Here is a 26671-nt window from a genome sequence, read left to right on the forward strand (position 1 = left end):
CGTGGGCCCCGATACTACGCAACGCCTTTTAATAAAAGGCACTTAGGAATAGGGAGGCGCCGTGGACCAGCGAAGATCCACCCGCGCCAGGGCCCTGGCTGCCGCACTCACCGCGGCCGTCCTCGCGGGTTGCTCGTGGCACGGCGACCAGCGGACCACCCTGGTGTTCTTCCAGTTCAAGACCGAAGCCATGCAGTACTTCAAGGACCTGGCCGCGCGGTTCGAGGCCGAGAACCCCGACATCCGCGTGGTCGTCGACAACGTGCCCGACGCGGAGACCGCGCTGCGCACGCGCCTGGTCAAGGGCGACGTGCCGGACGTGCTCACGTTGAACGGCAACGGCCCCTTCGGCGAGTTCGCCTCGGCGGGTGTCTTCGCGGACTTCTCCCGCGATCCCCTGCTCCGGGACGTCAAGCCCGCCTACGTCGAGGTCCTGCGCGCGCTCGGCGCGGGCTCCCCGGGCGCGGTGAACGGAATTCCCTTCAGCGCCAACGCGAGCGGCGTCCTCTACAACCAGGACCTGTTCGCCCAGCACGGGGTCCGGGTGCCACGGACCTGGAGTGAGCTCATGTCGGTGGTGAAGGCGTTCGAGGCCAAGGGGATTCCCCCCTTCTACGCCACGCGCGCGGACGCCTGGACGACGCTGTCGCCATTGGCCCCCTTGACCGCGCAGACCACCGCGCAGAGTTTCTTCACTGAGCGTTTCGCCGGTCGGACGACGTTCGAGCAGGGCTGGCGCGAGGCAGTGGACAAGCTCGGCACCCTGTTCGACCACACCCAGCCGAACCCCGGCGGCACCGGCTACGAGGACGGCACGACGGCGTTCGCCCAGGGCAAGTCCGCGATGCTGCTCCTCGGCAGCTACGCGGCGCCGCAGATCCGGTCGTCCAAGCCCAAGTTCACCATCGGCAACTTCGCGCTGCCCGCCACGGACGACGCCGCACGGACCGAGTTCGTGTCCGGTGTGGACCTTCTGGTCACCGCTCACGCGGACGGCGATCACCCCGCCGAGACGCGGCGCTTCATCGAGTTCCTGATGCGTCCGCAGGTGGTGCAGGACTACGCGGAGGCACAGGTCGCGATTCCGGCGCTGAAGGGCTTGAAGAATCAGGATTCGGTGCTGGCGCTCGCGGATGAGGGTCGCACCTCGGGCTTCATGGACCACCAGTTCATCCCGGCGATCCCGTTGGGGCCCCTGACACAGCAGTATCTGATCGATCGCGATCGCACGCGGTACCTGCGAGGGTTGGACTCCACCTGGGACCGGGTGGCGAAGCGGCGGACCTGGGGCCTCGGGGCGGTGCGGCGATGAGCTTCTTCTGGATGGTCTTACCGGCCCTGGTGCTCTTCCTGGTCTTCCACACCATTCCGGTGCTGCAAGGCATCTTCTACAGCTTCACCGACTCGGCGGGCTACGGCGCGTGGGACTTCGTGGGGTTGTCCAACTACACGGCGCTGTTCAGCGACGAGCGGGTACTCAGCGCCTACCTGTTCACCTTCCAGTTCGCTTTGGTGGCAACGATCCTGGTCAACGGGATCGCGTTGGCCCTCGCGGTCGGGCTGAACGGGCGGATCAGGTTCCGCAACGCGTTGCGCGGCATCTACTTCGTGCCGAACATCCTGGCGATCCTGGTCATCGGCTACGTGTTCAACTACCTGTTCAGCAACTCGCTGCCGGAGATCGCGTCGGCACTGGGGATCGAGGCGCTGTCCACGTCGATCCTGGCCGACCCGGAACTGGCGTGGGTCGGCGTGCTCGCGCTCGCGGTGTGGCAGGCGGTCGCCTTCAACGTGATCATCTACCTGGCCGGGTTGCAGACGGTACCCGCGGAGCTGTACGAGGCGGCCGCGCTGGACGGCGCGGGACCCTGGCGGCGCTTCCGCGGCGTGACGCTGCCGATGATCGCGGGCTTCGTCGTGGTGAACACCGTGCTGTCGCTGAAGAACTTCCTCCAGGTGTTCGACCACGTCGTCGCGATGACCAACGGCGGGCCCGGCACGGCGACGGAGTCGATCTCCGTGCTGATCTACAAGGGTGGCTTCCAGGGCGGCGAGTACGGCTACCAGATCGCCAACGCCGTCGTCTTCATGGCGGTGATCGCGTTGTTCGCGGTCGTGCAGTTCCGGGTCATGCGGAATCGAGGTGTTTCCCATGCGTAGCAAGACGAACTGGTGGCTGACGGCGCTGTTGGCCGTGCTCTCGCTGACCGTGCTGATCCCGCTGTACTTCGTCGTGGTGACGGCGTTGAAGACGCCGGACCAGTTGGGCGGCAGCGGTTTCGCGTTGCCCACCGAAGTCCGGTGGGAGAACTTCGCGGACGCGTGGCGGATGACGAACTTCCCGCGCGCGGCGCTCAACAGCGCGCTGGTCACGGTCGGCGCGGTGGTGCTGACTTTGCTGACGAACTCCATGGTGGCCTATGCGATCGCCAGGAATCGGCACCGCAGGTTCTTCCGCATCCTGTTCATCTACTTCGTCTCCGCGTTGTTCGTGCCGTTCCCGATCCTGATGCTGCCCGTGGCGAAGCAGACGGCGTTCCTCGGCCTCGACAACCAGGCCGGGCTCATCCTGCTGTACGTCGTGTACGGCTTGTCCTTCAACATCTTCATCTTCACCGCGTACATCCGCTCGATCCCGCGCGAGCTGGAGGAAGCTGCGGTGATTGACGGCGCGAGCACCTGGACGGTGTTCTGGCGCATCATCTTCCCGCTGCTGATGCCGATGAACGCCACGGTGGGCATCCTGACGTGCTTGTGGGCGTGGAACGACTTCCTGCTGCCACTGGTGATCGTCTCCGCTCCCGAGGCCGCGACGCTTCCCTTGGTGCAGCACGCTTTCCAAGGAACCTTCCAGACGAACTACACGGTGGCGTTCGCGTCGTACCTGATGGCGATGGCGCCGCTGCTGATCGTGTACGTGTTCGCCCAGCGCTGGGTGATCTCCGGAGTGACTCAGGGAGCCGTCAAGTGACGTGGTGGCAGAATTCCGTTGTCTACCAGGTGTACCCGCGTTCGTTCGCCGATTCCAACGGTGATGGCGTCGGGGACATCGGCGGCATTCGCGCGCACCTGGACCACATCGCCTCGCTGGGCGCGGACGTGATCTGGTTGTCGCCGGTCTATCCGTCACCGCAGGACGACAACGGCTACGACATCAGCGACTACCAGGACATCGACCCGGTGTTCGGCACGCTCGCCGAGTTCGACCTCCTCCTGGCGGAGGTGCACGAGCGCGGGATGAAGCTGGTAATGGACCTGGTCGTCAACCACACCTCCGACGAGCACCCGTGGTTCGTGGAGTCGCGCTCCAGCAAGGACTCCCCGAAACGCGAATGGTACCTGTGGCGGCCCGAGCCGACGAACTGGCAGAGCGTGTTCTCCGGCTCCGCGTGGGAGCTGGACGAGGCCACCGGCGAGTACTACCTGCACCTGTTCTCCCGCAAGCAACCGGACCTCAACTGGGAGAATCCCGCACTGCGGCAAGAGATCTACCGGATGATGCGGTGGTGGCTCGATCGCGGCGTCGACGGGTTCCGGATGGACGTGATCAATCTGATCTCTAAGGGAGAGCTGGTCGACGGCCCACCGATCCCGGGGACTCCTTACGGCGACGGCTCGGCGAGCTTCGTCAACGGCCCGCGCGTGCACGAGTACCTGCAGGAAATGCACTCCGAGGTGTTCGCCGGGCGTCCGGCGCTGCTCACCGTCGGCGAGATGCCGGGTGTGCCCCTGGAGGAGGCGCGCCTGTTCACCGATCCGGCGCGGCGCGAGGTGGACATGGTCTTCCAGTTCGAGCACGTCTGCCTCGACCAGGGGCCGGGCGGCAAGTTCGACACGCACCCGTTGCGGCTGACGGACCTGAAGAAGTCGTTGGGGCGCTGGCAAACCGGGCTCGCCGACGTCGGGTGGAACAGCCTGTACTGGAACAACCACGACCAGCCCCGGGTGGTGTCCCGCTTCGGCGACGACAGCCCGGAGTTCCGACGTGATTCAGCGACGTGCCTGGCGACGCTGCTGCACCTGCATCGCGGCACGCCTTATGTGTACCAGGGCGAGGAGTTGGGGATGGCCAACTCGCCGTTCGCTTCCGTCTCCGACTTCCGGGACATCGAGTCGTTGAACTACTACTCGTTCGCGTTGGGTTCGGGTGCCTCTCCGGAGACTGTCCTCAAAGGACTGTGCGCTGCCGGGCGGGACAACGCTCGGACACCGATGCAGTGGTCGTCTGAGCCGCACGCCGGGTTCAGCTCGGTGCCACCGTGGATCGGGGTGAACCCGGATTATCTTGAGTGGAACGCATCGGCGCAGTACGGGGACACATGGTCGGTGTTCTCGCACTACCAGCGGTTGATCCGGTTGCGGCGGGAGCTGCCGGTGGTGTCGTTGGGGGACTTCACGATGCTGCTGCCGGAGGATGAGCGGGTTTACGCGTTCGAGCGTTCGCTGGGGGATGCACGATTGGTGGTCATGTGCAATGTGAGCGGGGAGGCGGTGGGGGTTTCGTCGGCTGGGGCGCTGGTGTTGGGGAATATGCCGGATCCGGAGGACGGGGTGTTGCGAGCCTGGGAGGCTCGGGTGCATTGGGCGGTGTAGGTCTGGTGGGGGTTCTTTGCTGTGGCGGCTGACGGAGGTTGCGGGGTTGCGTTTTCTTGGCAAGGACGGGGCGTGCGTTGAGGATGGCTTTCGTTGCCGTGGCGGGTGGCGGAGGTGGGGCGGTGCGTTGTTCGGCAAGGACCGGGCGTGCGTTGGGTTGAGCGTTTGTTGCCGTGGCGGGTGGCGGTGAGGTGGTGGGGCGCGGTCGATGGGATGGACTGTCGTTCGCCTGGCGTCTTCCGGTGGAGTTGTTGGGGTGCAAGGGAAAAGATCGATCGGATACTCTGCGTGTCCCTCCTATCGAGTGACCGGAGACGGTGCCACATAAGGGAAAACGTGGTTCTCGACCAGATATAATCAGGGTATGCGCGACGAACTCGACGACGTCGAAGACGCCTTCCGCGAACTCACCCGGAAACAAGCCACCCTCACCCACCGCATCGGGCTGTTCCTCGACTCCCAACCACCCTCGTTCTACCCCTACGCCGCCGAAGAAGTCGCCGCGCTCCTGTCGATCTCCCGCCGCGCCGCCGCGACCCTGGTCAACAACGCCGAACTCCTCCTCGACCGACCCGCTCTCCTCGACGCCATGACCACCGGGGCACTCGATCAGAGCAAAGCACTGCTCATCGCCGGACTCCTCCTCCCCCTCTCACCCGAGAAGGCCGCGATCGCCGAGAAAGACCTGCTCGCCTTCGCGCCCAAGCACACCTACGGCGAAACCAGGGGACGCGGGCAGCGGCTGGTCATCAAACTCGACCCGGAGGCAGCCCTCGCCCAACACGAGGAGAAACGTAAGACCCGGCGGGTGGAGAAACTTCCCCAGGACGACGCCATGTGCGACCTCCGCCTCTGCCTCACCGCCGTAGAAGGCGTGACCGTCTGGGACAGGATCGACCGCATCGCCCGCGCCCTGCCGAAAGACGGCCGGACGATGGACCAGAAACGAGCCGACGTCGCGGTGGATCTGCTGTTGGGCAAAGCGACCCCCGCACCCCAAGGAGCGGTCAAGGTTCAGGTCACCATGCCCATCACCGCGCTGATGGGACTGAACCAAGACCCCGGGATGCTCGCCGGATACGGGGCCATCCCCGCACCCCTGGGCCGCGAACTCGCCGCCGACGGCACCTGGAAACGCATCCTCACCGACCCCACCACCGGCATCGCCCAACACATCAGCACCACCTACCGGCCATCGGCCGCGCTCCGCGAGCTGATCCACGCCCGCCACCCCCACTGCACCGCCATCGGCTGCCGCCAACCCGCGCACCGCTGCGACATCGACCACTGCTGTCCCTTCGACGGCACCAACACCACCGCCGAGAACCTCCGACCCAAATGCCGACACCACCACCGCATGAAAACCCACACCCCCTGGCACTGCGACAACCTCGACAACGGCCAACACGTGTGGACCACACCCACCGGACGCGTCTACCCGGCAGAACCCGAACCCATCGCCGACCCGGCACCGTTCTGACCGTCAGTGAGCAGGTGTGCGCCGACAGCAGTCAGCGGCTGCGCCACATGCAGCATTACCGGTGATCTTCAGCGATCTTGACTTGGACGGCGGGTCGCGGTGTGCCAGCGTCGAGGGGTGGCCGAGCTGAGGGTGTGGTTGATCCGGCACGGGGAGAGCGACTCCAACGTCGGAGGACCCAGCTCGACCCCGGGCGAGACACCGCTGACCGCGATCGGCCACCGGCAGGCCGCACAGCTCGCGCGGGCGATACCGGTGCCACCGGGGCTGATCGTGAGTTCGCCGTACTGGCGCGCCCGGCAGACCGCGCAGCCCGCCATGGACCGCTTCCCGGGCACGCCGAGCGAAGTGTGGCCGGTGCAGGAGTTCACCCACCTCGGCAGCCTCGACGGCCGCTCCACCACCGTCCAGGAACGCAGACCGTACGTGCAGGCGTACTGGAACCGCGCCGACCCCGACCTCCGGGAAGGCGGGGCCGAATCATTCGCCGACCTCGTCGCGCGCGTGCGCGATTGCTTGGCACGACTGGGAAAACACCGTCCCGGACCGATCATGGTGTTCACCCACGAGAACTTCATCAAGTGCGTGATGTGGGTACTGCTGAACCAGCCGGGCGCGATCGACCGGCGGGCGATGCTCAGCTTCCGCGAATTCCACGACAGCAACACCGTCGCCAACTGCACGGGGGTCGAACTGCGCTCCACCGAGAGCGGGCGCTTCGTCCTGCTGCCGCACCGGATCGCGTGGAGCCCGCCGCCGCGCTGAACTCCGGGCAGAATGGCGGGCATGAACGAGCCGAAGCCGATCGAGGGCGAGATCGTCGACGTCACCCCACCGCCGCCGGTGACCCCGCAGTTCGACTACGACGAGGGCGGCGTGCCAACGTTTGACTACGTGCGCGACCGCATCGAGGGGCGGGCGGCGACCGCGGTGGGGGCGACCGAACTGGACGCGATGACCGGCGACACCGCCGACGTGGAACAGCAGTTCGCCGAGCGGGAGCGCGCCGGGCGGGACCGGCTTGAGGAGATTCGCAGGTCGATGCGTGGCGAGTGAGCCGATCGAGTAGTTCTGTCGACGCCCCGCGGGGACGATACTCATCCGTTGAACAACGGAGGTGGTATCCCCATGGCGAGCCCCCTACTCCGCGACAGGATCCTGCTCACCGACTCGGGCCTGGAGACCGACCTCATCTTCAACGAGGGCGTCGACCTGCCCGACTTCGCGGCCTTCCCGCTGCTGGCCCACGCGGAAGGACGGCAGCGGCTGCGCGCCTACTTCCTCCGGCACATCGCCGTGGCCAGGCGGGCGGGCACCGGCTTCGTGCTCGAAGCGCCCACGTGGCGGGCCAACCCCGACTGGGCGGCGCGCCTCGGTTACGACGAAGCGGCGCTGGCCACCGCGAACCGCAACGCCGTCGAACTGCTGGCGGACCTGTGCGAAGCCTTCGAGGGCACCGAGATGCTGATCAGCGGCTGCGTCGGACCGCGGGGGGACGGCTACCGGCCGGACGCGGTCATGACGGCGGAGCAAGCCCAGTCCTACCACCAACCCCAGGTCGACACGTTCGCCGAAGCAGGGGTGGACATGATCACCGCGATGACCATGACGACCGTCGCGGAAGGACTCGGGATCGCGCGCGCCGCCGCGCGGGCCGGGCTGCCGCCGGTGGTGTCGTTCACCGTGGAGACCGACGGGAACCTGCCGGACGGCACGGCGCTGGCGGAGGCGATCGCGGCGGTCGACGCGGACACGCCACCCGCCTACTTCATGATCAACTGTGCGCACCCCGACCACTTCGCCGGACAGTTGAACGGGGAGTGGACGGCCCGGGTGCGCGGCGTGCGCGCCAACGCCTCCCGGCGCAGCCACGCGGAACTGGACGAGGCCACCGAGCTCGACGCGGGCGACCCGGCGGAGCTGGCCGACGACTACGCTCGGCTCCGGGAGCTACTGCCGAACCTGAGCGTGCTCGGCGGCTGCTGCGGCACGGACGTGCGGCACGTGTCCGCGATCGCCGAAACCCTCTAGGGCACCAGCAGAACGCGGCCGCCCGTCCCGCCCTCCTCCAGCACGCGATGCGCCCGCGCCGCCTCCGCCAGGGGAACCACCTGGTACGGCGGCGGCGTCAGCGTCCCGTCGCCCAGCCAGCCGGAGATCATCGCGATGTCCTCGCGCAGGTCGTCGCCGGTCAGGTTCTCCGTGCTGTAGCCGGTCAGCACCAGCTCCTGGATCAGGTCCCACGCGGACAGGCCGAGCTCCGACCCGGTGAGCGCGCCGACCAGGCACAGCCTGCCACCCCGGCGCAGCACCGCGACGGAGTCGGAGAAAGTGCGCTCCCCCAACGTTTCCAGCACGCCGTCCACACTGCGCGGGCCGAGCTCGTCGAGCAGGGAGCGCTCGGCAAGCGTGCGCGAGCTCGTGCCGATCACCTTGGCGCCCATGGCTTCGGCCATCCGCACCGCGACCGAGCCGACCCCGCCGGACGCGCCGTGCACCACGACGGTGTGGCCAGGGCGGATCTCCAAGCGCCGCAAGCCTTCGTAGGCCGTCACCCCGGCCAGCCCGACCGCCGCGACCGCGTACGGGTCCAGCTCCTCCGGCACCGCCGCGACCGCCTCAGCGCGCACGGTGACGTGCGTGGCGTAGCCGCCGGGCCGTTCGCCGTGGATGCCGCCGAGCCGCTGCATCATGGTGATCACGCGCTGCCCCACCGGAGGCCACTGCACGCCGGGCCCGGTCTCCACGACCTCGCCGAGGACTTCGAGGCCCGGCGTGTACGGGAACGGGTCGGCACGCTCGATCGGCCAGTGCCCGCGGCGGATCTCCACGTCGGCGCGGTTCACCGGGGCGGCGATCGTGGCGATCCGGACCTCGCCCTCCGGCACCGGACCCAGTTGAACTTCGCGCAGTTCCAACACTTCCGGGCCACCGTAGCCGTTCAACTGCACCGCGGCCGATCCTGGCGTCGTCATTCGCGGGAGCCTAGCCGGACGAAGGTGATCGGCGTGTCGGGATGAAACGGCGGCCGTCCCTCCAGGACACTCGGCCACCCACACGAGGGAGGCTCCCCACCATGTCCCGACAGCTGCACTTCTGCGGCAGCCTGCCGCCCGAGCTGACGACCACCGACGCCGAGGTCTCGCGCTGGTTCCTGGACAACGCCGACGGACGGCCGATCACGGCGCTGCCCGCGCGGCAGGACCCGAACTGGGTGATCGAGTACCTGCTGGGCCTGGCCGCGCACCGCGACGTGTTCGAGGTGACCGTGCCCGGCGAGTACGTGGACTACGACGACATGCGCGGCTACCGCGTGCGCAAGGGCGCCGTGCTGAGACCGGAACACGTCTCGCACGGCGACGTGGACGAGACACTGTCCAAAGTGGACGCGTTCACATCGCTGGGGCTGGAGGGCACGCGGCTGATGCTGCCGGTGCCGAGCCCGATCGACCTGGCGCTGTTCACCTTCGTCGGCCCCAGCTTCCAGAACGCTATCCCGGCGCTGCCCGAGGTGCGGTCGGCGCTGAGGTACATGCCGGTCTACACCGACGCCATCGTCGACTACGTCACCAGGGTCACCGAGGCGCGCGGCGAGGACGTGCTGTGGCACATCGAGTTCCCGTCCGCGCTGATCGGCATGTGGAAGGCGCGGATCTTCCCCGGCGGTCCCGCGCTGTCCTCGTCGTTGCACACCAAGTACACCGCGAAGATGCTGGCGCGCTTCCCCAAGCAGGCCAAGGTGATCCTGCACCTGTGCTACGGCAACTACAACAACACCGAGATCTTCGTGCCGAAGGACCTGTCGTGGACGGTCACCTACCTCAACAAGCTCGGCCGTGAGCTGACCCGCAGGCAGGTCGCCCTGCCGCCGGTGCACATCCCGATCGCTTTCGGCGCGCACGCGCCCTCGCTGGACGAGGCGTTCTACGCACCGCTGAAGGGCTTGTCGCCGTCCTGGAACAAGCTCATCGCGGGCGTGGTGGCAGAGTCCGACGAGCTGGCGTCGGTGGGGGCGCTGCACCTGTTCGAGAGCGCGGCGCGGCGCAAGTCCGTCGGCGTGGCGTGCGCGTGCGGTCTGGGACGGCACACCGTCGCCGCGGCCGGGCGCGCGGCCAAGGCGATGATCACCGTGGCGGAGTCGCACCCCCGCCAGGACTGAAATCGGGGTGCGGTGCCCGGGGCGCGCTGTGAGAATCGCGCCACCGCACGTACTCGACCCCCACCGGGAGGCGCAGTGTCCCAGTCCAGAACCGCGATCTCACCGCGACGGGGCGAGAACTTCCCGTCGTGGTACCAGGAGGTCGTGCGCGCCGCCGACCTGGCGTCCATGTCGCACGTGCGCGGCTGCATGGTGATCAAGCCGTGGGGCTACGGCGTCTGGGAGCTGATGCAGCGCGAGCTGGACCGGATGATCAAGGAGCGCGGGCACGACAACGTGTACTTCCCGCTGTTCATCCCGTTGTCCTACATCCAGAAGGAGGCCGAGCACGTCGAGGGCTTCGCCAAGGAGATGGCGGTGGTGACCCACCACCGGCTGGAGAAGCGCGACGGGAAACTGGTGCCCGCGGCCCCGTTCGAGGAACCGCTGGTGGTGCGGCCCACCTCGGAGACGATCATCGGCGAGAGCATGGCCGAGTGGATCCAGTCCTATCGCGACCTGCCGCTGAAGCTCAACCAGTGGGCGAACGTGGTGCGCTGGGAGATGCGGCCCCGCGTTCTGTTGCGCACCACGGAGTTCCTGTGGCAGGAGGGGCACACCGCGCACGCCGACGAGGCCGAGGCGGTGGCGGAGACCCTGGAGATGCACCGGGTCTACGAGAGCTTCGCCCGCGACTGGCTGGCGATGCCGGTGGTGGCCGGGGAGAAGTCGCCGACCGAGCGGTTCCCCGGGGCGAGGCAGACCTTCACCATCGAGGCGATGATGCAGGACGGCAAGGCGGTGCAGGCCGGGACCTCGCACTACCTCGGGCAGAACTTCGCGCGCTCGGCCGGGATCGAGTTCACCGGCGTCGACGGTGAGCGCCAGTACGCCTACACCACCTCCTGGGGCGCTTCGACGCGGTTGGTCGGGGCGCTGGTGATGACCCACGGCGACGACGACGGGCTGTGCGTGCCTCCCGCCGTCGCACCGCACCAGATCGTCGTCGTGCCGATGCTGCGCGGGGAGGACGTCGACGCCGAGGTCCTGGACTACGCCCGCGAGATCGCCGCGGATCTTCGCGGGAAGTCCACCAGGTTCGGGCCGCTGCGGGTGCACGTCGACGAGCGCGCGACCCGGCCCTCGGACAAGAAGTGGCAGTGGGTCAAACGCGGTGCGCCGCTGCTCGTCGAGGTCGGGGCCCGTGACGCCACCGCGAGCGTGGTCAGCTACCGCAACCGGTTCTCGCCCGGCCACCAGCTCCAGAAGCCGTTCGCGGAGTTCGTCGCCACCGCCGCGACCGAGCTGGAATCGTTGCAGGACAAGCTTCTTGAGCAGGCACGGCAGCGGCTCGACGACAACATCCGCCGGGACATCCTCACGCGCGCCGACGCCGAGGTGTTCTTCAAGCAGGACAAGGCCGGGTTCGCCCTCGCGGGCTGGTGCGGCGCGAGGGACTGCGAGATCGGGCTGAAGGCGCTCGGCGTGACCATCCGCTGCCTGCCGACGCACCTCACCACCGACGCGCCGTGCCTCCCTTGTGGACAGACGTCGCGCCATTCGGCGATCTGGGGCCTGTCCTACTGAGCTTTCTCACTGGGCGACACCGAGTTCGGCGCGGGCGCACGAGCGCACCTGGTCGAGCGCGGTCAACGCGTCCAGGTACGGCTCGTGCGCCCGGGTGTCGCGGCCGGCCTGCTGCTCGTGCTTGAGCACCGTGCGCGCGGCGAACATGAAGTCGAAGGACTTCGCCTTGAACTCGCGGACCCGCTGGTGGACGTCGCCGCTCCAGCACAGGCTGGCGGCGACGTACTCCGCGGGCACCTGGCCGCCGCCCCACACCCAGTCCTCGACCGACACCAGCGCACGCTTGCGCAGCTGTTCGTCCGCGGTCTGGCAGGCGCTCCAGACCTCCTCGACGGTCCGCTCCAGCGCGTGCGTCCAGCGGGCCAGGTCGTCGTAGACCTCGCGGAGATCGCGGCGGCCGTCCTGCTCGCGGACCGCGTCGAGGAACGCCTGGTGCTGCCGCCCGGACAGCTCCAGGTGGACGTTGATCTGGCGTTCCAGCACGGCGACGTCCTGCCGTGTCTTCCACCGCGACAGCAGGGTTCCCAGTGCGATGCCGGAGCCGAGGAGGAGGGCGACGACAACCGCCGTCTGCACGTCAAACGCCACATGATCATGTTGTCACGGGGGCACTTTCCGGTCGCCGCCGGGTGATCCCCTGATCGCGAGAAGCCGTTCAGATCGGGTGCGATGCGCGCTACGGTGATCGCCGTGCTCGTTCTGCCAGGGGGATGGCGCGATGTGCTCGCGTCACTGTCGATCGGGGTGATCGCGACGCTGCTCGCGACCGCCCCCGCCACCGTGCTGGTCGGGCGCGAGGTGCGCAGCCCGGCCGATGTGCACTGGCAGCCCGTCACCGTCACGGCGATCGTCGCCGTCGTCGGGTGGCTGGCCTGCCTCGGGCTGCGCGCGGCGGCTTCGCGCAGGTACCTCGCGAAGGTGGTCGCCACCCGCCAGGTCACCTGGTCCCCGGTGTTCGCCTACACGCTCGTCGGCTGGCTGCTGCTGGTCGGCGCGGGCGGCTTCGCCTTCGGCACCTACCACGTGGCCAGCACGGCCGACGCGCCCGTCGAGCCCGGCTCCTACCGCGACAACCTCGTCAAGTACCCGCTGCCGCTGCTGTTCCTCGGCGTCGTGCTGGTGACGGTCGGCTGCGCCGGGTACGCCGCGCTGAAGTACCGGCGCCGCAACGAGTTCCCGGTGCTCAAGGAGTACGGCATCGCGCGGGAGGTCACCCCGCCCGGCAAGCTGCCCAAGGCCGAGGCGTTCAAGGTGCGGACCAGGTTCTGGATCGAGGGCGTGATCATCGACGGTCTCGCGTTCGCCAGCGGCATCGTCCCCCGGCTGCTCGACGGCGAGCGGCCCTCCGATGACGAACTGGGCATGGGCCTCATCTCCGTCATCGGCGGTCCCGGCATCATCAGCTTCGCGCTGCTGGTCGCGATGTTCCTGCTCGGCTGGCCCGCGCGCTCGTCCGCGCTCGACGCCGTGCGCCAGCCGTCCTCGCTGACCGCGATCGGCCTCACCGTGGTCGGTTTCGCCGTCGGCGAGCAGAACCAGCTGCTGGGCAGCATCCTCGCGACGGCCGGGGTCATCCTCGCCTCGGCGACCTGCCTGAACATCATGGATCGCGGTTCGCAGCCGTGGCTCGGTTTCGTGTACTTCGCGGGCACCTACCTCCTCGGCTACTTCATGGGCCAGAGCGGCGATCCCGCGCTCCCCGAGGGGATCAGCGGCTGGGCCCTCGCCCTCGGCGGCGCCGTCTTCGCCGCCCGCGAGGCCCGCGAGCACTGGCGCAAGTGGGCCACTCTGGAACCGCTGCGCGAGTGAGCCTTCCCCGTCAGCCGAAAGATGCCGCCGTGCGCGCAACCGGTTACCTCCCGCCGCGTCACCTCTCCGTATCAGCCGTACCATCGCCGCCCGGAGGGCATCTCTTGAACAGCACCATCCGTCGCGCGGGCGTCGCCGCACTGGCCGTCTCCGCGATCACCACCCTCGCCCTTCCCGCCTCCGCCGCCCCGGCCGCGCCCGTGTACGACATCGGCATCGAGGTCTCGTCGAAGTCGACCCACGTCGCCAAGGACGCCTTGGTCGAGGCGACCGTGGTCGTGAGCAACAAGGGCACCGTCGAGCACACCGGCGGTGACTGGTTCACCATCCGCATCCCGCACGGCATCGCTTTCTCCGGCGCTTCCGGTGACACCTGGAACTGCGTACCGCGGCTGTCCGAGGCGTGGGCCCACGTGCACTGCCGCTCCGAGGCCGCCCACGCGCCCGGCACCAGCCGCCCGCCGGTCAAGTTCACCGTGCGGCCGACGATCGCCGGTTCCGACACCAACGTCGAGGTCAGCGTCGCCGGTTTCCGCCGCAGCGAGACGGGGCCGGTCCCCAACAGCGCTCTCCTCCGCATCACCGCCTACGGAACCACCGCGTACTGAACCACCGCACGCTGAACCCCCGCCTGCTGAACCCGCACCTCGCGCCCCCCGCCTGCTGACCCCTCAGCTCGCGTGGTCGCGCCGCACGCCGCGGTGGTTCGCCGGTCTTCAAGTACCACCGACCCTCCAAACGATCACCGTTAACCGCCCCCAACCCCACCGCGCGGCGAGCTGCCGCTGGAAGGGGTTTGCTGCGGTTATCGGTGATCAACAAGGGGGGTGGGTGGTACTTGAAGACGCCCCAACCTCGCGAGCTTGGGGGATGAGGGGTCAACCGCAGACCTTCGTCAGCACACGCGCCGCATTGCCCCCGGCCACACCGGCCACCTCGGGCTCGCTCAGCCCGGCGACGCGCAGCGCCTCCGTGAGCACAGCGAAGTCGCGCGCGCCACGATAGCCCGACATCAGTCCGGACACGCCGTTCATATCCGTGCCGAAGCACAGGTGCGCCGGACCGGCCACCTCCGCCAGGTGCCGGACGTGCCGCACGAAGTCGTCCACAGTGGACACTCCGATCCCCTTGTCCCCGTAGGGCCACAACCCGATCAGCCCGCCGGTCCCGGCAATCGCGCGGATCTCGTCATCGCCCAGGTATCGCGCGAAGTCCTGCACCGCGCGCGCCCCGGTGTGCGAGCTGATCACCGGAGCCGTCGTCCGCGCGCACACATCCATGATCGTTTCCCGGTCAGCGTGCGCCAGGTCGATCACCATGCCGCGGCGGTTCAGCTCGGCGACGACCTCGGCGCCCAACGCGGTCAGACCGGGCTCGCGGCGGCCCGCGCGCACAGCGGGGCTGGCCGCAGACTTGTCCCACGACATGCAGATCGTGCCCAGTTCGTTGTCGGCGTAGTGCACCAAGCCGACCACGCGAACGCCGAGCGCGTACAGGTCGTCGAGCCGCGACGGATCGGCGCCGACCACGTCCGCGCCCTCGATCCCCAGCAGCACGGCGGTTTCCCGCGAAGCGCGGATCTCCGCGACGGTGGTGGCCATCCGGCAGCCCGCCGCTGACGCGTCGGCGCGGATCTCGGCGAACTGCCGCCGGACCGCGTGCCACGGACCCCAGGGGCGGCGCCACCGGGTCACCAGTGGATCTCCGACCGCCTTCGCGACCACGGCGCGCACCGGGGTCTCCGCGAGGTCGGCGTAGGTGGTGTTCTCCGGCCACGAGCGCGCCAGGAACCGGCGGTGCAGCGCGCGGAACGGCTGCGGCAGCAGGCGGGTGCCGTGCGTGTGCATGTCGATCACGAGCTCGGTCACGGTTGCTCCTTACTAGACCAGTCTATATAGTTATCGCATGGCACCCCGCGGCGTGACAAGGCGGCGCATCCTGGAGACCGCACGGACCCTGTTCCGGCGGCAGGGCTACCACGCGACCGGCCTCAACCAGATCCTCGACGAGGGCGCCGCCCCCAAGGGCTCGCTGTACTTCCACTTCCCCGGCGGCAAGGAACAGCTGGCGGTGGAGGCGGTCCAGCTCTCCGCGACCGAGCTGCGCGGCGCCGTCGACCTGCTCATCCAGAGCACGCCGGACACCGCCTCCGCCCTGCGCGCCTCGGCCGACCTGCTCGGCGGGCTGCTGGAGCACTCCGAGTTCCGGGACGGCTGCCCGATCGCCACCGTGGCGCTCGAAGCGGCGGCGGGCAGCGACGCGATCCGCGAGGCGTGCGCCGAGGGCTACCGGTCCTGGATCGAGCTGATCGCCGAACGCCTGCGCGCGGACGGCGCGGACGAGGCCGCCGCCGCGGAGCTGGCCACCTTCGCGGTCTCCGCCATCGAGGGCGCGCTGCTGCTGGCCAGGGTCCAGCGCGACATCACTCCCCTGCGCCGCGTCGCGGCCAGGATCGCCACCATGATCGAGGAGACCACGGCATGACCGGACTGCGCGCGCACCACATCAACTGCGGCACGATGCACCCGCCGAGCCACCGCCTCGTCCACGGCGAGGGCGGCCTGTTCAAGCCAGCGGTGATGGTCTGCCACTGCCTGGTCGTGGAGACCGACGAGGGCCTGGTGCTCGTCGACACCGGCCTCGGCCTCGGCGACGTCCAGGACCCGAAAGCCACGCTCAGCACCGTGTTCCGCACCGTGACGCGTCCCGTGCTCGACCCGGAGGAGACCGCGGTCCGGCAGGTCGAGCGGCTCGGCCACAAACCCGAGGACGTGCGGCACATCGTGCTGACCCACCTCGACGTCGACCACGCGGGCGGCCTCCGCGACTTCCCGTGGGCGAAGGTGCACGTGCACCAGGTCGAGCACGACCGGGCGCTCAACCCCACCGGAGCCGAAAAGCGCCGGTACCAAGGGAAGCAGTGGGCGCACGGTCCGGACTGGCAGACCTACGCCGAGGCCGGTGACCGGTGGTTCGGCTTCGAGGCGGTGCGCGAGCTCAACGGGCTGCCGCCGGAGATCCTGCTCGTCCCGCTCGCCGGGCACACGCACGGCCACACCGCCGTCGCGGTGGACACCGGCGAGAAGTGGTTGCTGCACGCGGGCGACGCGTACATGGTCCACGACGAGACCGATCCGGTGCGCCCGCGCTCCACGCCGGGGCTGGCGTTCTTCCAGAACCTGATGCAGGTCGACGGTCCCAAACGCAGGGCCAACCAGCGACGGCTGGGCGAACTCCGCGCCGCGCACGGCGACGAGGTCGAGATCTTCTCCGCGCACGACCACGCCGAGCTGCGGCGCTACCTATAGTTCGGTCGCATGAGCACCGAACCGCGTCGGCGCCGCTGGGCGTGGATCATCGCTGTCGCGGCCGTCTTGACGCTGGCTTCCGGCGCGACGCTGGTCCTCGCTTTCCCCTCGATCGCCGCGACCACCTGTCCTCGGTGCTACGGGCTGGTCCCGGTGGAGGACGGGCTCTACGCCGAACGCGACGTGTCGGACGCCGACCGACAGCGACTCGTCGCGTTGCACCGCGAGGCGAACCAGCGCGTCACCGACTTCTACGAAGGACGCAAGAGCAAACCGATCGTGCTCGCCTGCCTCACTCCCGAGTGCTACAGGCGGATCGGCGGCGGCGGGGAACGGGGCGTCGCGGTGGGCAACCAAGCGGTGATGTTGTCGCCCCGCGGCATCGATCCCGCCATCGCCGCGCACGAGCTGTCCCATGTCGAACTCCACGCGCGACTGGGCTCAGCGGGCGAGGTGCCGCAGTGGTTCGACGAAGGACTCGCCGTCCTGGTCTCCGACGATCCGCGTTTTCTGTTGCCGCGCAACGTTGCGGACCGTTGTCGCGTCGCTGCACAGGGGCCTCTGCCGCAGACGCTGGACGAGTGGTTGCGCGCCGCCAGCGCCGATGAGCAGATGTACGCCAAGGCTGCCTGTCAGGTGCACCGGTGGGCGGAGGCGCACGGCGGGCGACGGGCGGTGCTGGCCCTCGTCGACCGGCTGAACCACGGCGCGCGCTTCGCCGCATTTCCCGTTTCGTACTCTTAGCGGGATTTGGGAGCGCTCTCTTTCCCGCTAAGAGTACGAAACGGGGTTCTCCCCTACTGCAACCCACGATTGAGTGAACATGAGGGGAGATAGCGCATGGGGTGGAGTCTATCTCACGTTGTTTCAGCGCAGGCCGACCTCGGCGTGGGCGCGGCCGTCCACCAGCCAACGTCGTCCCCGGAACACGACCTCAGCCGTTGCAGCCTCGGAGTTCACGCAGACCGCGGTAGCGCCGTCGGGATCGGTGTAGTCGACGCGAACACACCGCGAAGGGTCCTGCGTCACCGTGACATCAAGCCCCAAACCGCGCACTGTCCACACAGGAAGCTCGATGCGCGCGGTGAAGCGAAAAGCGGACAACAGCGGCCTTCGCGGCCAGTCCACTCCGGACAGTCGAAGCTGAACCAAGGGCAACGGACGGAGCCGGGGGCGGCGAGCGACGGCGGCGACGATCTCCAGCACGTCACCACCGCCGAGGTCGGCGTGCAACCACGCCCATCGGTGTGCGTTGCCGTGACCGTAGATCCGGGCGATCGCACCGGGCGCCGCGCGGAGTTCCCACGTGCGACCGCCCACGGTGACGGTGCCGGTGAACCAGGTGAGAACGCGGGGAACCACCTGAGCAGCAGGGAGCAGGCCGGTTTTCCAAGCCCAGCGCGGAAATGTGTACAGCGGCGCGCTGCCGTCGTCCTCAGCGGTCAGGGACCACTGGCTTCCGACAAGGAGATCTGGCTCGCGGCCGACGACGGCGGGCACGGGGCCGAAGCGCTCGAACACGGGCTCGGCGTCGGGCGGGAAGACGGCGATCCACCCGTGTTCGTGCGCCACGCCGTCGCGGGACGCGAGCACCTCGACGTGCACCCAGAAACCGGTGCCGGTGACGGGATCGGTGAAAGTCGTGTACCAGACTTCGAGCCGCCCTGGCCTGCCGTCCCACTTCGGGCCGAACATGATCACCCCTTCCCGGGGAGCGGGACGTCCCGCGCGGGGCGCCCGGTGCTCTCGACAATGATGCGGCTCGCACGCTCGGCGAGCGCGGCGATGGTCAGCGAAGGGTTGACGCACAACGATGTCGGCACGGCGGAGCCGTCGGTGACGAACAGCCCGGGATGCCCGCGCACCTCGTGCCGGTCGTCGAGCGCGGACGTGCGCGGGTCGTCACCGATCCGGCAGCTCGCCAAAGGATGCGCGGTGACCGAACCCGCGAAGTCGCGCCAGGGCTTCACCGTGGACAACCCGCCGCGCTCCAGGATCGCCTTGGCCTCGTCGTCAGCCAGGGCCCAACCCCGAAGCGTGCGCGAAGAAGGCCGGTAGCGCAAGGAAGACCGCACGACGGACAACGCCAGCCGCAGTCCGCTGCCGGACGGCGCGGGCGGCCCGAAGACGCCTTCGTTGTCGTCCTCGGTCATCGCGAGCACCGACAACCACGACGCCCACTTCGCCCGCGCGTCCCGCGCCGAATCGCCGAACCCCGTGTCGGCCAGCACATTGGTGATCGCCGGGAAATAGATCTGCTGCAAGGAAAACCGCTCGTACTCGGGCTGAACCGGATCGAGCCGGTCGAAGCTCATCGTGTTGATCGGCCGCCCGACCGCGAAACCCTCGTACGGCATGCCGAGCTTCTTGTCGTCCACCACGGCGATGCTGACCCGATCCCCGTTGCCGGAGAAGTACTTCCCCACCGCGCCCGGCACGTCGAGCGCGGAGCGTTGCAGGATCGGCGGTGTGGCAACGGCTCCGGCCGCGAGCACGACGGTCTTCGCCTCGATCGCACCGATACCGACGACCTTGCGGTAGTCATCGGGGTCGATCACGGTGTAGCTCACCACATAGCGATCACCCCGCGTCAGCGTCTGCACCTCGTGCAACGGCCGGATCTCCGCGCCCGCGGCCTCAGCGGCGGGCAGGTAGTTCAGCAGCATGGACCGCTTCGCGTCGAAGTCGCAGCCGGCGAGCATCCAGTTGCAGTTCACGCAGCGCTTCAAGTCCACCGCCAACGGAACCGGATTGCACGTGCGCCCAGCACGCGAGCACGCGGCGGCGAAAACACCGCCCGAGTAAGCGATCTGCGACCACTGCGGAACTTCCACCGGAAGCGCCTGTTCGACACGCGCGTACCACGGATCAAGCGATGCCCGGCTGATCGCGCGCGGCCAGACTCGTCGCCCTGTGCCGCAACGACGCTCGAACACGAAGCTCGGCGCGCGCAACGACGCTCCGAAGTAGACAACGCTCGACCCGCCGACGCAGTTGCCCGTCACCGCGGCGACCCCGTCACCCACCACAAGATCGACAGCACGGGTGAACTCTCCCAGTCGCAGGGAGTGCGGGAACCGGGTCAGCCGAGGACCTCGTTCCAGGACAACGACTTTCGCCCCGGACGCCGCGCAGTAGTAAGCCGGGACCGCACCACCGAATCCGCTGCCGACCACGACCACGTCGGCCTTCTCGAAGGTCATGGCGGGCTCCCGGCAGCCGTGGTCTGAGGGTGGCTCGGAGCGAGCCGACGCCCGTAGGAGTACTCCGGAAAGCGCCAGAGGCCGTCCGCGTCCGGCATGGGAAACCGCAGGTGACGAAGCCCGGGATGACCGCTCCGCGCGGCCTGCGCGGTGTTGAGGTGCGCAGCGCAATCGAACGCCGACGCACACAGCAACGCCAGCAGCACGTAGACCTCCCGGTCGAGCCCGCCGCTCCGCAACAGTTCGTCGACAAGAGCGGCTCGCTCAGCGGGATTCAGCGCGGCCAACGGCCGACCTGCCGACAGCACGGCGCGCGTGTCGAGGAGCGCGGCCATGCCGGGCAGAAGCAGCGCGAGACCAAGCGAAGGTAGCCGCAGCACGGTCATCGCCCCCGCCCGCGTCGCCCCGGGGACGATCGTGTCGGCGAAAGCCTCCAGGGCACCCGAGGAACGGCCGAGCGGGGCGACCAGGGCCAGGCCGAGCAGGCTCCTGCGGGAGATCATCGGCAGAACAGGCTGGGCGGCAAGGGAATGCTGATCCCGGCGTCGAGCCGGATCAGGGCGTCGGCCAGCTCCGGCGAGTACCCGCGGACCGCGGACACGGCACCGTCCACAGTGGTCGGTTCACCGCCGATGCGGAAGTTCCGCACGCGCGCGGCGGCCCGGCCGGACCGCTTGTCGAACCAGTAGCTGCCGTCCCAGGCGACCAACGGCGGCTCACCCCGGCTGACCTGCACGCTCCAGTGATCACGTTGCCAGTAGCGGCAGGCGGGCACCGCGACGGCGATGCGCATCGGCTCCGCGAGCAGGAACCGCGCCGCACCACCGTTGTCGAAGGTGATGTCCTGCTTGGCGTACTCCACGCACAGCGGATCACGCATGATCACGTGCCACGGCGGGCGCTCCCCCTCACCGAAGCTCAGGAACTCGCACGCGGAACCGAACGCCGGGTCGTGGTACGGGGCGGGCAGCACGGTGAAGGGCAGGGTCAGCAGGGCGACGAGCACGCGCACGGTGGCCTCCTGGTGGGTCGACCAGCAGCCCACCACGGAGATCGCCGCCACGAACCCGGCGTGAGACAGTCTTGAGACCCGGGAGCGAACCCGGCGGAACGCGGAGCGGAACAACAGAGGGGTGGACGTGACGTCGATCGGTACTGGTCACGTGGTGGGCGGGCGCTACCGGCTGGTCGCCGAGCTGGGCTCGGGCGGCTTCGGGCGGGTCTGGCGCGCGCACGACGAGACCCTCGGCGTCGACGTGGCGATCAAGGAGATGCGCATGCCGTCGGGGTTGTCCCAGGTGGAGCAGGACGAGCGGCTCGCGCGCGCCGTGCGCGAGGCCCGCAACGCCGCCCGCCTGCGCAACCACGAGAACATCGTCGCGATCTACGACGCCGTCACCGACGACGACCGACCCTGGATCGTCATGGAGCTGGTCCAGGGCCGTACGCTCGCCGAGCACGTCGCGGCGCACGGTCCACTGTCGACGGACATGGCGGCGAAGCTCGCCAAGGCGCTGCTGAGCGCGGTCGAGGCGGCGCACCGGGAAGGCCTGGTGCACCGCGACATCAAACCGGCCAACGTCATGCTCACCGATTCCGGCAGGGTGCTGCTCACCGACTTCGGGACGGCGGTCCACCACTCCGACACCGCGTTGACCGCGACCGGGATGTTCATCGGTTCACTGGAGTACCTCGCGCCCGAGCGGTTGCGCACCGACGGGCTGCCCGCCAGCGACCTGTTCTCCGTCGGCGTGGCCCTCTACCAGGCCGTCGAGGGAGTCTCGCCGTTCCGCCGCGACTCCCCGGAGGCCACGCTGGCCGCGCTCCTGCTGGGCGAGGTCCCCGCGCCGAGCCGCGCCGGGGGGCTGACGGAGCTCATCACCCGGTTGCTGGACAAGGACCCGGACACGCGGCCGACCGTCCCCGAGGCGATGGCCATGATCGGCGACACGGACGACACCAAGATCCTCACGAAACAGAGCCCGAAACAGAGCCCGACGCCGAAGCCGGGCCCGGCGACGTGGCGGAAGCGGCTGCCCACCGCCGCCTCCGGGATGCTGATGGCGCTCGTCGCCGCCCTCGCCGTCGTGGGTCTCTGGTACTCCGACCTCGAATACGGCGAGGACGGCTGGCAGTACTTCACGCTGGATCCGGCCGGCTACCACGGCAGCTTCGTCACGACCGCGTTCCAGCTCGTCGTCGTGCTCGTCGCGGGCCTGGTGTGCGCCGAACTCACGCGGTTCCTGCCGATCCCGGTCCGCCTCGCCGGGCTTCTCATCGGCGGCGCGGCCACCGTCTACGCCTTCCACGGGGTGGCCTACGTCGTGTTGTTCACCTACGAGTACGGGGCGAAGCCGACGCAGACCGCGGTCCTGACGGTCAGCGGGATCGTGCTCGCCGCCGCGGTACTGGCCTGGGCCGCGAGGAGATCGTCGCGGCCCAGGTCCTGACGCCTTCAGTCGGTGCCCGCCTCCATGGCGGCGTTGTCCAGCAGCAGCTCGTCCTCGGGGGCCTCGCCGCGGGAGGCGATGACCTCGGCGCCGCCCTCGGGCATCGCGCCGATCAGCCCGGTCGAGGCCGCCTGCGCGGCCCCGATCAGCGTCGGGTGCTGCCTGCCGACCATGCCGAGCCCGGCGTACTGCTCCAGCTTGGCCCGGGAGTCGGCGATGTCGAGGTTGCGCATGGTCAGCTGGCCGATCCGGTCGACCGGGCCGAACGCGGAGTCTTCGGTGCGCTCCATCGACAGCTTGTCCGGGTGGTAGCTGAACGCGGGCCCGGAGGTGTCGAGGATCGAGTAGTCCTCACCGCGCCGCAGCCGCAGCGTCACCTCGCCGGTGACCGCGGTGCCGACCCAGCGCTGCAACGACTCCCTGAGCATCAGCGCCTGCGGGTCCAGCCAGCGGCCCTCGTACATCAGCCGACCGAGCTTGCGGCCCTCGTTGTGGTAGCTGGCCAGGGTGTCCTCGTTGTGGATCGCGTTGACCAGCCGCTCGTAGGCGGCGTGCAGCAGCGCCATGCCCGGAGCCTCGTAGATGCCGCGGCTCTTGGCCTCGATGATCCGGTTCTCGATCTGGTCGGACATGCCCATGCCGTGGCGGCCGCCGATGGCGTTGGCCTCCAGCACCAGGTCCACGGCCGAGCCGAAGGTCTTGCCGTTGATCGTGGCGGGGCGGCCCTGCTCGAAGCCGATCGTCACGTCCTCGGCGGCGATCTCCACGGCCGGGTCCCAGAACCGCACGCCCATGATCGGCTCGACGATCTCGATGCCGGTGTCGAGGTGCTCCAGGGTCTTGGCCTCGTGCGTGGCGCCCCAGATGTTGGCGTCGGTGGAGTACGCCTTCTCGGTGCTGTCCCGGTACGGCAGTCCGTGCGCGACCAGCCACTCCGACATCTCGGTGCGGCCGCCCAGCTCGCTGACGAACGCCGCGTCCAGCCACGGCTTGTAGATCCGCAGCGAGGGGTTGGCCAGCAGGCCGTAGCGGTAGAACCGCTCGATGTCGTTGCCCTTGAAGGTGGAGCCGTCGCCCCAGATCTGCACGTTGTCGTCGAGCATCGCGCGCACCAGCAGGGTGCCGGTGACCGCGCGGCCCAGCGGCGTGGTGTTGAAGTACGTGCGACCGCCGGTGCGGATGTGGAAGGCACCGCAGGCCAGCGCCGCCAGGCCCTCCTCGACCAGGGCCGCGCGGCAGTCGACCAGGCGGGCGATCTCCGCGCCGTAGGCCGTGGCGCGCCCGGGGACCGAGGCGATGTCGGGCTCGTCGTACTGGCCGATGTCTGCGGTGTAGGTGCAGGGCACCGCGCCCTTCTCGCGCATCCACGCGACAGCAACCGACGTGTCGAGGCCGCCGGAGAAGGCGATACCGACACGTTCACCGACAGGAAGGGAGGTAAGCACCTTGGACACGGGTGAAGTATATGCACACCACCGCATGGTCATGCAACGCATTACCCCGTGAGGTCGCGCACGGTGAGCTACCCGCTACCCGCTAACCGCAGCCGACCACGAACAGGCCGACGCGAAGCGCCTGCGCGTCCTGGGGCCGCCGCATCACCACATCGGTGACACCATCCTGCTTCTTCCGCCCCAGGAACAACGCTTCGACAACGAGGGCAGCGACACCGGTCACCAGGGCGGCCAGCAGGCCGATCCCGATGTGCACCAAGGCTTTCCTCACCACTGCCGCTCTCCTCCCCGCGGTCGAGGGGGAAGCGTCACAGACCGCGCTGAAATCGCGGTGAAATGACCTCCGCGCTACCGGAAGGCCGGGTCGCGACCGAGAACGAGGGTGGCGACGGCGGCGATGACCATGAAACCGGCGACCACGAGCATGCCCAGCCGGTAGTCGCCGGTGAGGTCCCGCAGCCAGCCGGTCAGGTACGGGGCGAGGAAGCCGGAGAGGTTCGCCAGCGCCGCGATCACGGCGATGCCGCCCGCCGCGGCCGGACCGGTCAGCAGCGCGCCGGGCAGCTGCCACCACACGGGCAGCGTCACGAACGCGCCGACCGTGGTGATCGTGATGGCGACCATCACCAGCAGCGGTGACGTCAGGTACAACGCGATGCCGAGCGCCAGCGCCGCCGGGACCAGCGGCAGCGCGATGTGCCGGATGCGCTCGCCGAGCCGGTCGGATCGTCGCGCGTACAACCACATCGAGACCGCGGCGAGGCCGGAGGGCACGGCGGTGACGAGGCCGATCTCGGTGATCGAGAGCTGCACGCCGTAGGTCTCGCGGAAGCCCGCGATGATCTGCGGCAGGAAGTAGGTGAGCGCGTACAGGCCGCCGCTGATTCCGAACCCGATCAGCGCGACGACGTACAGCCGCACGTCACGCAGCGCCGCACCCAGCGTGCTGTTGCCGTGGCTGACGACAGCACCGGCCTCGTTGGCCAGCGTCTCCCGGATCGCCGACCTCTCCTTGTCAGGGAGCCAACTCGCCTGTTCCGGGCCGTCCGGCAGGAGCTTCGGCACCAGGAACCCGAGCAGGATCGCGGGCGCGCCCTCGGCGAGGAACATGAAGCGCCACCCGGCCAGTTCCGGGACGTCGAGGTTCATCAGCAGCGTGGACAGCGGGGTCCCCACGGCCACGGTCACCGGGACGGCGACCATGAACAGGGCGGTGATCTGGGCCCGCCGCGCGCTGGGGAACCACTGGGTGAGGTAGAAGATCATGCCCGGCAGGAAACCCGCTTCGCAGGCGCCGAGCAGGAAGCGCAGCAGGTAGAAGTCCGTCTCCCCCTGGACGAACGCGGTCCCGGCCGCGCACAGCCCCCAGCTGACCGTGATGATCGCGATCCACCGCCGGGCGCCCAGCCTGCGGAGCACGAGGTTGCTGGGCAGCTCGAACACCGTGTACCCGACGAACAGCAGGCCCGCGCCGAGCCCGAAAACCGTTGTGCTGAAGCCAAGATCGGCGTTCATCCGCACCGCGGCGATACCGACGTTCACGCGGTCCAGGTAGTTCACGAAGAACAGGACGGCCATGAACGGCAGCAATCGCAAGCTCGCCCGCCGCACTCCGCTGGCCAGATCGTGATCCACTTCTATCCCCCAGGTGGTTCGTCCGTTCGCCCCACACCACGTAAACTGTGCCCATGCTCCCCGACCGCCCCCGCACCCAACCCTCCGGCGGCCGCAACCTAGGTAACCCCGTTTCGTACTCATAACGGGAAAAAGAGCGCTCCCAAATCCCGGCAAGAGTACGAAACGGGTTCTTCAGCGACCTCAGCGCGGGATGAGGGTGGGTGCGAGGTGGGGCGGGCCCGTTGATGGTCCAGGGCGAGCATGGGTGGTGGTGTGCGCGCAGGACGGGCCTTAGTGCACGCAGAACTCGTTGCCCTCGACGTCGGTCATGGCGACGAAGTACTGGCCGCGTTCCCGGCCCACTCTCAGCACCGTGCCGCCCAGCGAAGACAGCCGGGCGACGAGCGCGTCGACCCCGTCCGGGGCGCTGACGTCCAGGTGCAGGCGGTTCTTGACCCGCTTCTCCTCGGGCACGGCGAGGAAGCAGATCCGCCCGTCGCCCACCGGGTCCGTGATCGCGGCGAAGCCGACCCGCTCCGCCTCCGGGAACCTGACCTGGTAGTCGTCCCACGTCGACCACTCCCCCGGCGGGGCCTGCACTTCGTAGTCCAGTGCGACCGCCCAGAACCCGGCCATCCGATCGGGATCACGGCAGTCGACGACCACCTGGAATCGTCGGGGCATCGCCCGAGCGTAGCCACCGGTCCCGCGCCGCTGGGGAGGCGCGGGACCGGCGTGGCTCAGCAGGGGGGACCAGGAGGGAGCAGCTTGGCGTACACGGGTTGCTGACGCCCGCCGAAGGCCCCGGAGAGGTCACGCAGACCAGGGCCGACGCACCACACGACCTTGCGCATCTGGAAGGCCGAGTGGATCTCGATCCGCTGCACACCAGGGCCGCAGTTGTTCCAGTGCAGGTGGTTGTGCGGGCCGTGCGCCCTGATCATCCCGCACGGCAGAGCGCTCGCCGGGGCGGGCGCGGTCAACGCGGCGGCGGCCGCGAGAACAAGGGACAGAACGATCCTGACAGACATT

General features: G+C 69.0%; 28 protein-coding genes. 16 read left to right on the forward strand and 12 right to left on the reverse strand.

Annotated features, from left to right (window positions below; all coding sequences use genetic code 11):
• Positions 1–61: 61 nt before the first annotated feature.
• From NLX83_RS25405 to NLX83_RS25440, 8 genes are all read left to right on the forward strand, one after another.
• On the forward strand, positions 62–1312 hold the full coding sequence (locus NLX83_RS25405) for an ABC transporter substrate-binding protein (RefSeq protein ID WP_254237670.1): 1251 nt from the start codon (positions 62–64) through the stop codon (positions 1310–1312).
• Positions 1309–2160 carry a carbohydrate ABC transporter permease gene (locus NLX83_RS25410; RefSeq protein ID WP_254237671.1) on the forward strand — a complete coding sequence of 284 codons (852 nt, stop codon included), beginning with the start codon at positions 1309–1311 and terminating at the stop codon, positions 2158–2160. The genes NLX83_RS25405 and NLX83_RS25410 overlap by 4 nt, the downstream gene beginning before the upstream one ends.
• Complete coding sequence (locus NLX83_RS25415; RefSeq protein WP_254237672.1) at positions 2153–2971, forward strand: carbohydrate ABC transporter permease; 819 nt, start codon at positions 2153–2155, stop codon at positions 2969–2971. The genes NLX83_RS25410 and NLX83_RS25415 overlap by 8 nt, the downstream gene beginning before the upstream one ends.
• Complete coding sequence (locus tag NLX83_RS25420; RefSeq protein ID WP_254237673.1) at positions 2968–4593, forward strand: glycoside hydrolase family 13 protein; 1626 nt, start codon at positions 2968–2970, stop codon at positions 4591–4593. Before NLX83_RS25415 ends, NLX83_RS25420 begins: the two co-directional genes overlap by 4 nt.
• Positions 4594–4957: 364 nt before the next feature.
• The gene (locus tag NLX83_RS25425) at positions 4958–6073 is read left to right on the forward strand and encodes an HNH endonuclease signature motif containing protein (RefSeq protein ID WP_254237674.1); all 1116 of its coding nucleotides are present in this window, start codon (positions 4958–4960) and stop codon (positions 6071–6073) included.
• 117 nt (positions 6074–6190) lie between these two features.
• Positions 6191–6838: a histidine phosphatase family protein gene (locus tag NLX83_RS25430; RefSeq protein WP_254237675.1), complete on the forward strand. Its 648-nt coding sequence runs from the start codon at positions 6191–6193 to the stop codon at positions 6836–6838.
• 21 nt (positions 6839–6859) lie between these two features.
• Positions 6860–7129, forward strand: a complete 270-nt coding sequence (locus NLX83_RS25435; protein WP_254237676.1) for a hypothetical protein — start codon at positions 6860–6862, stop codon at positions 7127–7129.
• Positions 7130–7201: 72 nt separating this feature from the next.
• Positions 7202–8104 carry a homocysteine S-methyltransferase family protein gene (locus NLX83_RS25440; protein ID WP_254237677.1) on the forward strand — a complete coding sequence of 301 codons (903 nt, stop codon included), beginning with the start codon at positions 7202–7204 and terminating at the stop codon, positions 8102–8104.
• Here NLX83_RS25440 and NLX83_RS25445 read toward each other — a convergent pair.
• Positions 8101–9048, reverse strand: a complete 948-nt coding sequence (locus NLX83_RS25445; protein ID WP_254237678.1) for a quinone oxidoreductase family protein — start codon at positions 9046–9048, stop codon at positions 8101–8103. The two genes, NLX83_RS25440 and NLX83_RS25445, sit on opposite strands and share 4 nt — an antisense overlap.
• A gap of 101 nt (positions 9049–9149) precedes the next feature.
• On the opposite strand from NLX83_RS25445, the gene NLX83_RS25450 reads away from it, so the two are divergent.
• Both NLX83_RS25450 and proS read left to right on the forward strand, forming a co-directional pair.
• A complete protein-coding gene (locus tag NLX83_RS25450) occupies positions 9150–10232 on the forward strand; it encodes a hypothetical protein (protein ID WP_254237679.1) in 1083 nt (360 codons plus the stop codon).
• Between the two features lie 75 nt (positions 10233–10307).
• Positions 10308–11798, forward strand: a complete 1491-nt coding sequence (gene proS, locus NLX83_RS25455; protein WP_254237680.1) for a proline--tRNA ligase — start codon at positions 10308–10310, stop codon at positions 11796–11798.
• 6 nt (positions 11799–11804) lie between these two features.
• Here the strand turns inward: proS and NLX83_RS25460 are convergent, their stop codons facing one another.
• Positions 11805–12386: a hypothetical protein gene (locus tag NLX83_RS25460; RefSeq protein WP_254237681.1), complete on the reverse strand. Its 582-nt coding sequence runs from the start codon at positions 12384–12386 to the stop codon at positions 11805–11807.
• 102 nt (positions 12387–12488) lie between these two features.
• On the opposite strand from NLX83_RS25460, the gene NLX83_RS25465 reads away from it, so the two are divergent.
• Positions 12489–13607 (forward strand): hypothetical protein, encoded by a 1119-nt coding sequence (locus NLX83_RS25465; RefSeq protein ID WP_254237682.1) that lies wholly within the window; start codon positions 12489–12491, stop codon positions 13605–13607.
• A 104-nt stretch (positions 13608–13711) separates the two neighbouring features.
• A complete protein-coding gene (locus tag NLX83_RS25470) occupies positions 13712–14215 on the forward strand; it encodes a hypothetical protein (RefSeq protein WP_254237683.1) in 504 nt (167 codons plus the stop codon).
• A 270-nt stretch (positions 14216–14485) separates the two neighbouring features.
• On the opposite strand, the gene NLX83_RS25475 is transcribed toward NLX83_RS25470, so the two are convergent.
• The gene (locus tag NLX83_RS25475; protein ID WP_254237684.1) at positions 14486–15475 is read right to left on the reverse strand and encodes a dipeptidase; all 990 of its coding nucleotides are present in this window, start codon (positions 15473–15475) and stop codon (positions 14486–14488) included.
• 37 nt (positions 15476–15512) lie between these two features.
• On the opposite strand from NLX83_RS25475, the gene NLX83_RS25480 reads away from it, so the two are divergent.
• From NLX83_RS25480 to NLX83_RS25490, 3 genes are read left to right on the forward strand one after another with little or no spacing between them, the layout of a single operon-like run.
• Positions 15513–16091: a TetR/AcrR family transcriptional regulator gene (locus tag NLX83_RS25480; protein ID WP_254237685.1), complete on the forward strand. Its 579-nt coding sequence runs from the start codon at positions 15513–15515 to the stop codon at positions 16089–16091.
• Positions 16092–16096: 5 nt separating this feature from the next.
• Complete coding sequence (locus tag NLX83_RS25485; protein ID WP_254237845.1) at positions 16097–16915, forward strand: MBL fold metallo-hydrolase; 819 nt, start codon at positions 16097–16099, stop codon at positions 16913–16915.
• A gap of 9 nt (positions 16916–16924) precedes the next feature.
• Positions 16925–17659 (forward strand): hypothetical protein, encoded by a 735-nt coding sequence (locus NLX83_RS25490; protein WP_254237686.1) that lies wholly within the window; start codon positions 16925–16927, stop codon positions 17657–17659.
• A gap of 123 nt (positions 17660–17782) precedes the next feature.
• Here NLX83_RS25490 and NLX83_RS25495 read toward each other — a convergent pair whose 3' ends face one another.
• The 4 genes from NLX83_RS25495 to NLX83_RS25510 are packed head-to-tail and all read right to left on the reverse strand — an operon-like array spanning position 17783 to position 21181.
• Positions 17783–18610, reverse strand: a complete 828-nt coding sequence (locus NLX83_RS25495) for a hypothetical protein (protein ID WP_254237687.1) — start codon at positions 18608–18610, stop codon at positions 17783–17785.
• Positions 18611–18612: 2 nt separating this feature from the next.
• Positions 18613–20118 (reverse strand): GMC family oxidoreductase N-terminal domain-containing protein, encoded by a 1506-nt coding sequence (locus NLX83_RS25500; RefSeq protein WP_254237688.1) that lies wholly within the window; start codon positions 20116–20118, stop codon positions 18613–18615.
• Positions 20115–20621 carry a DUF5987 family protein gene (locus tag NLX83_RS25505; protein ID WP_254237689.1) on the reverse strand — a complete coding sequence of 169 codons (507 nt, stop codon included), beginning with the start codon at positions 20619–20621 and terminating at the stop codon, positions 20115–20117. The genes NLX83_RS25500 and NLX83_RS25505 overlap by 4 nt, the downstream gene beginning before the upstream one ends.
• Positions 20618–21181, reverse strand: coding sequence for a hypothetical protein (locus NLX83_RS25510; RefSeq protein ID WP_254237690.1), 564 nt, complete (start codon positions 21179–21181; stop codon positions 20618–20620). The genes NLX83_RS25505 and NLX83_RS25510 overlap by 4 nt, the downstream gene beginning before the upstream one ends.
• A 76-nt stretch (positions 21182–21257) precedes the next feature.
• Here NLX83_RS25510 and NLX83_RS25515 point away from each other — a divergent pair, with 76 nt between their 5' ends.
• Entirely contained in the window at positions 21258–22568 is a 1311-nt protein-coding gene (locus NLX83_RS25515; RefSeq protein WP_254237691.1) for a serine/threonine-protein kinase, read from the forward strand.
• Positions 22569–22573: 5 nt separating this feature from the next.
• Here the strand turns inward: NLX83_RS25515 and argG are convergent, their stop codons facing one another.
• The 5 genes from argG to NLX83_RS25540 all read right to left on the reverse strand — a co-directional run bounded on the left by argG (position 22574) and on the right by NLX83_RS25540 (position 26670).
• A complete protein-coding gene (gene argG / locus NLX83_RS25520; RefSeq protein WP_254237692.1) occupies positions 22574–24022 on the reverse strand; it encodes an argininosuccinate synthase in 1449 nt (482 codons plus the stop codon).
• An 82-nt stretch (positions 24023–24104) separates the two neighbouring features.
• Positions 24105–24293, reverse strand: coding sequence for a hypothetical protein (locus NLX83_RS25525; protein ID WP_254237693.1), 189 nt, complete (start codon positions 24291–24293; stop codon positions 24105–24107).
• Positions 24294–24370: 77 nt separating this feature from the next.
• Complete coding sequence (locus tag NLX83_RS25530; RefSeq protein WP_308209373.1) at positions 24371–25657, reverse strand: MFS transporter; 1287 nt, start codon at positions 25655–25657, stop codon at positions 24371–24373.
• Between the two features lie 273 nt (positions 25658–25930).
• A complete protein-coding gene (locus tag NLX83_RS25535; RefSeq protein ID WP_254237694.1) occupies positions 25931–26323 on the reverse strand; it encodes a VOC family protein in 393 nt (130 codons plus the stop codon).
• Between the two features lie 56 nt (positions 26324–26379).
• Entirely contained in the window at positions 26380–26670 is a 291-nt protein-coding gene (locus tag NLX83_RS25540; protein WP_254237695.1) for a hypothetical protein, read from the reverse strand.
• Position 26671 lies beyond the last annotated feature (1 nt).

Origin of the sequence: Allokutzneria sp. A3M-2-11 16 (genome assembly GCF_024213555.1) — a bacterium.
GTDB lineage: Bacteria > Actinomycetota > Actinomycetes > Mycobacteriales > Pseudonocardiaceae > Allokutzneria.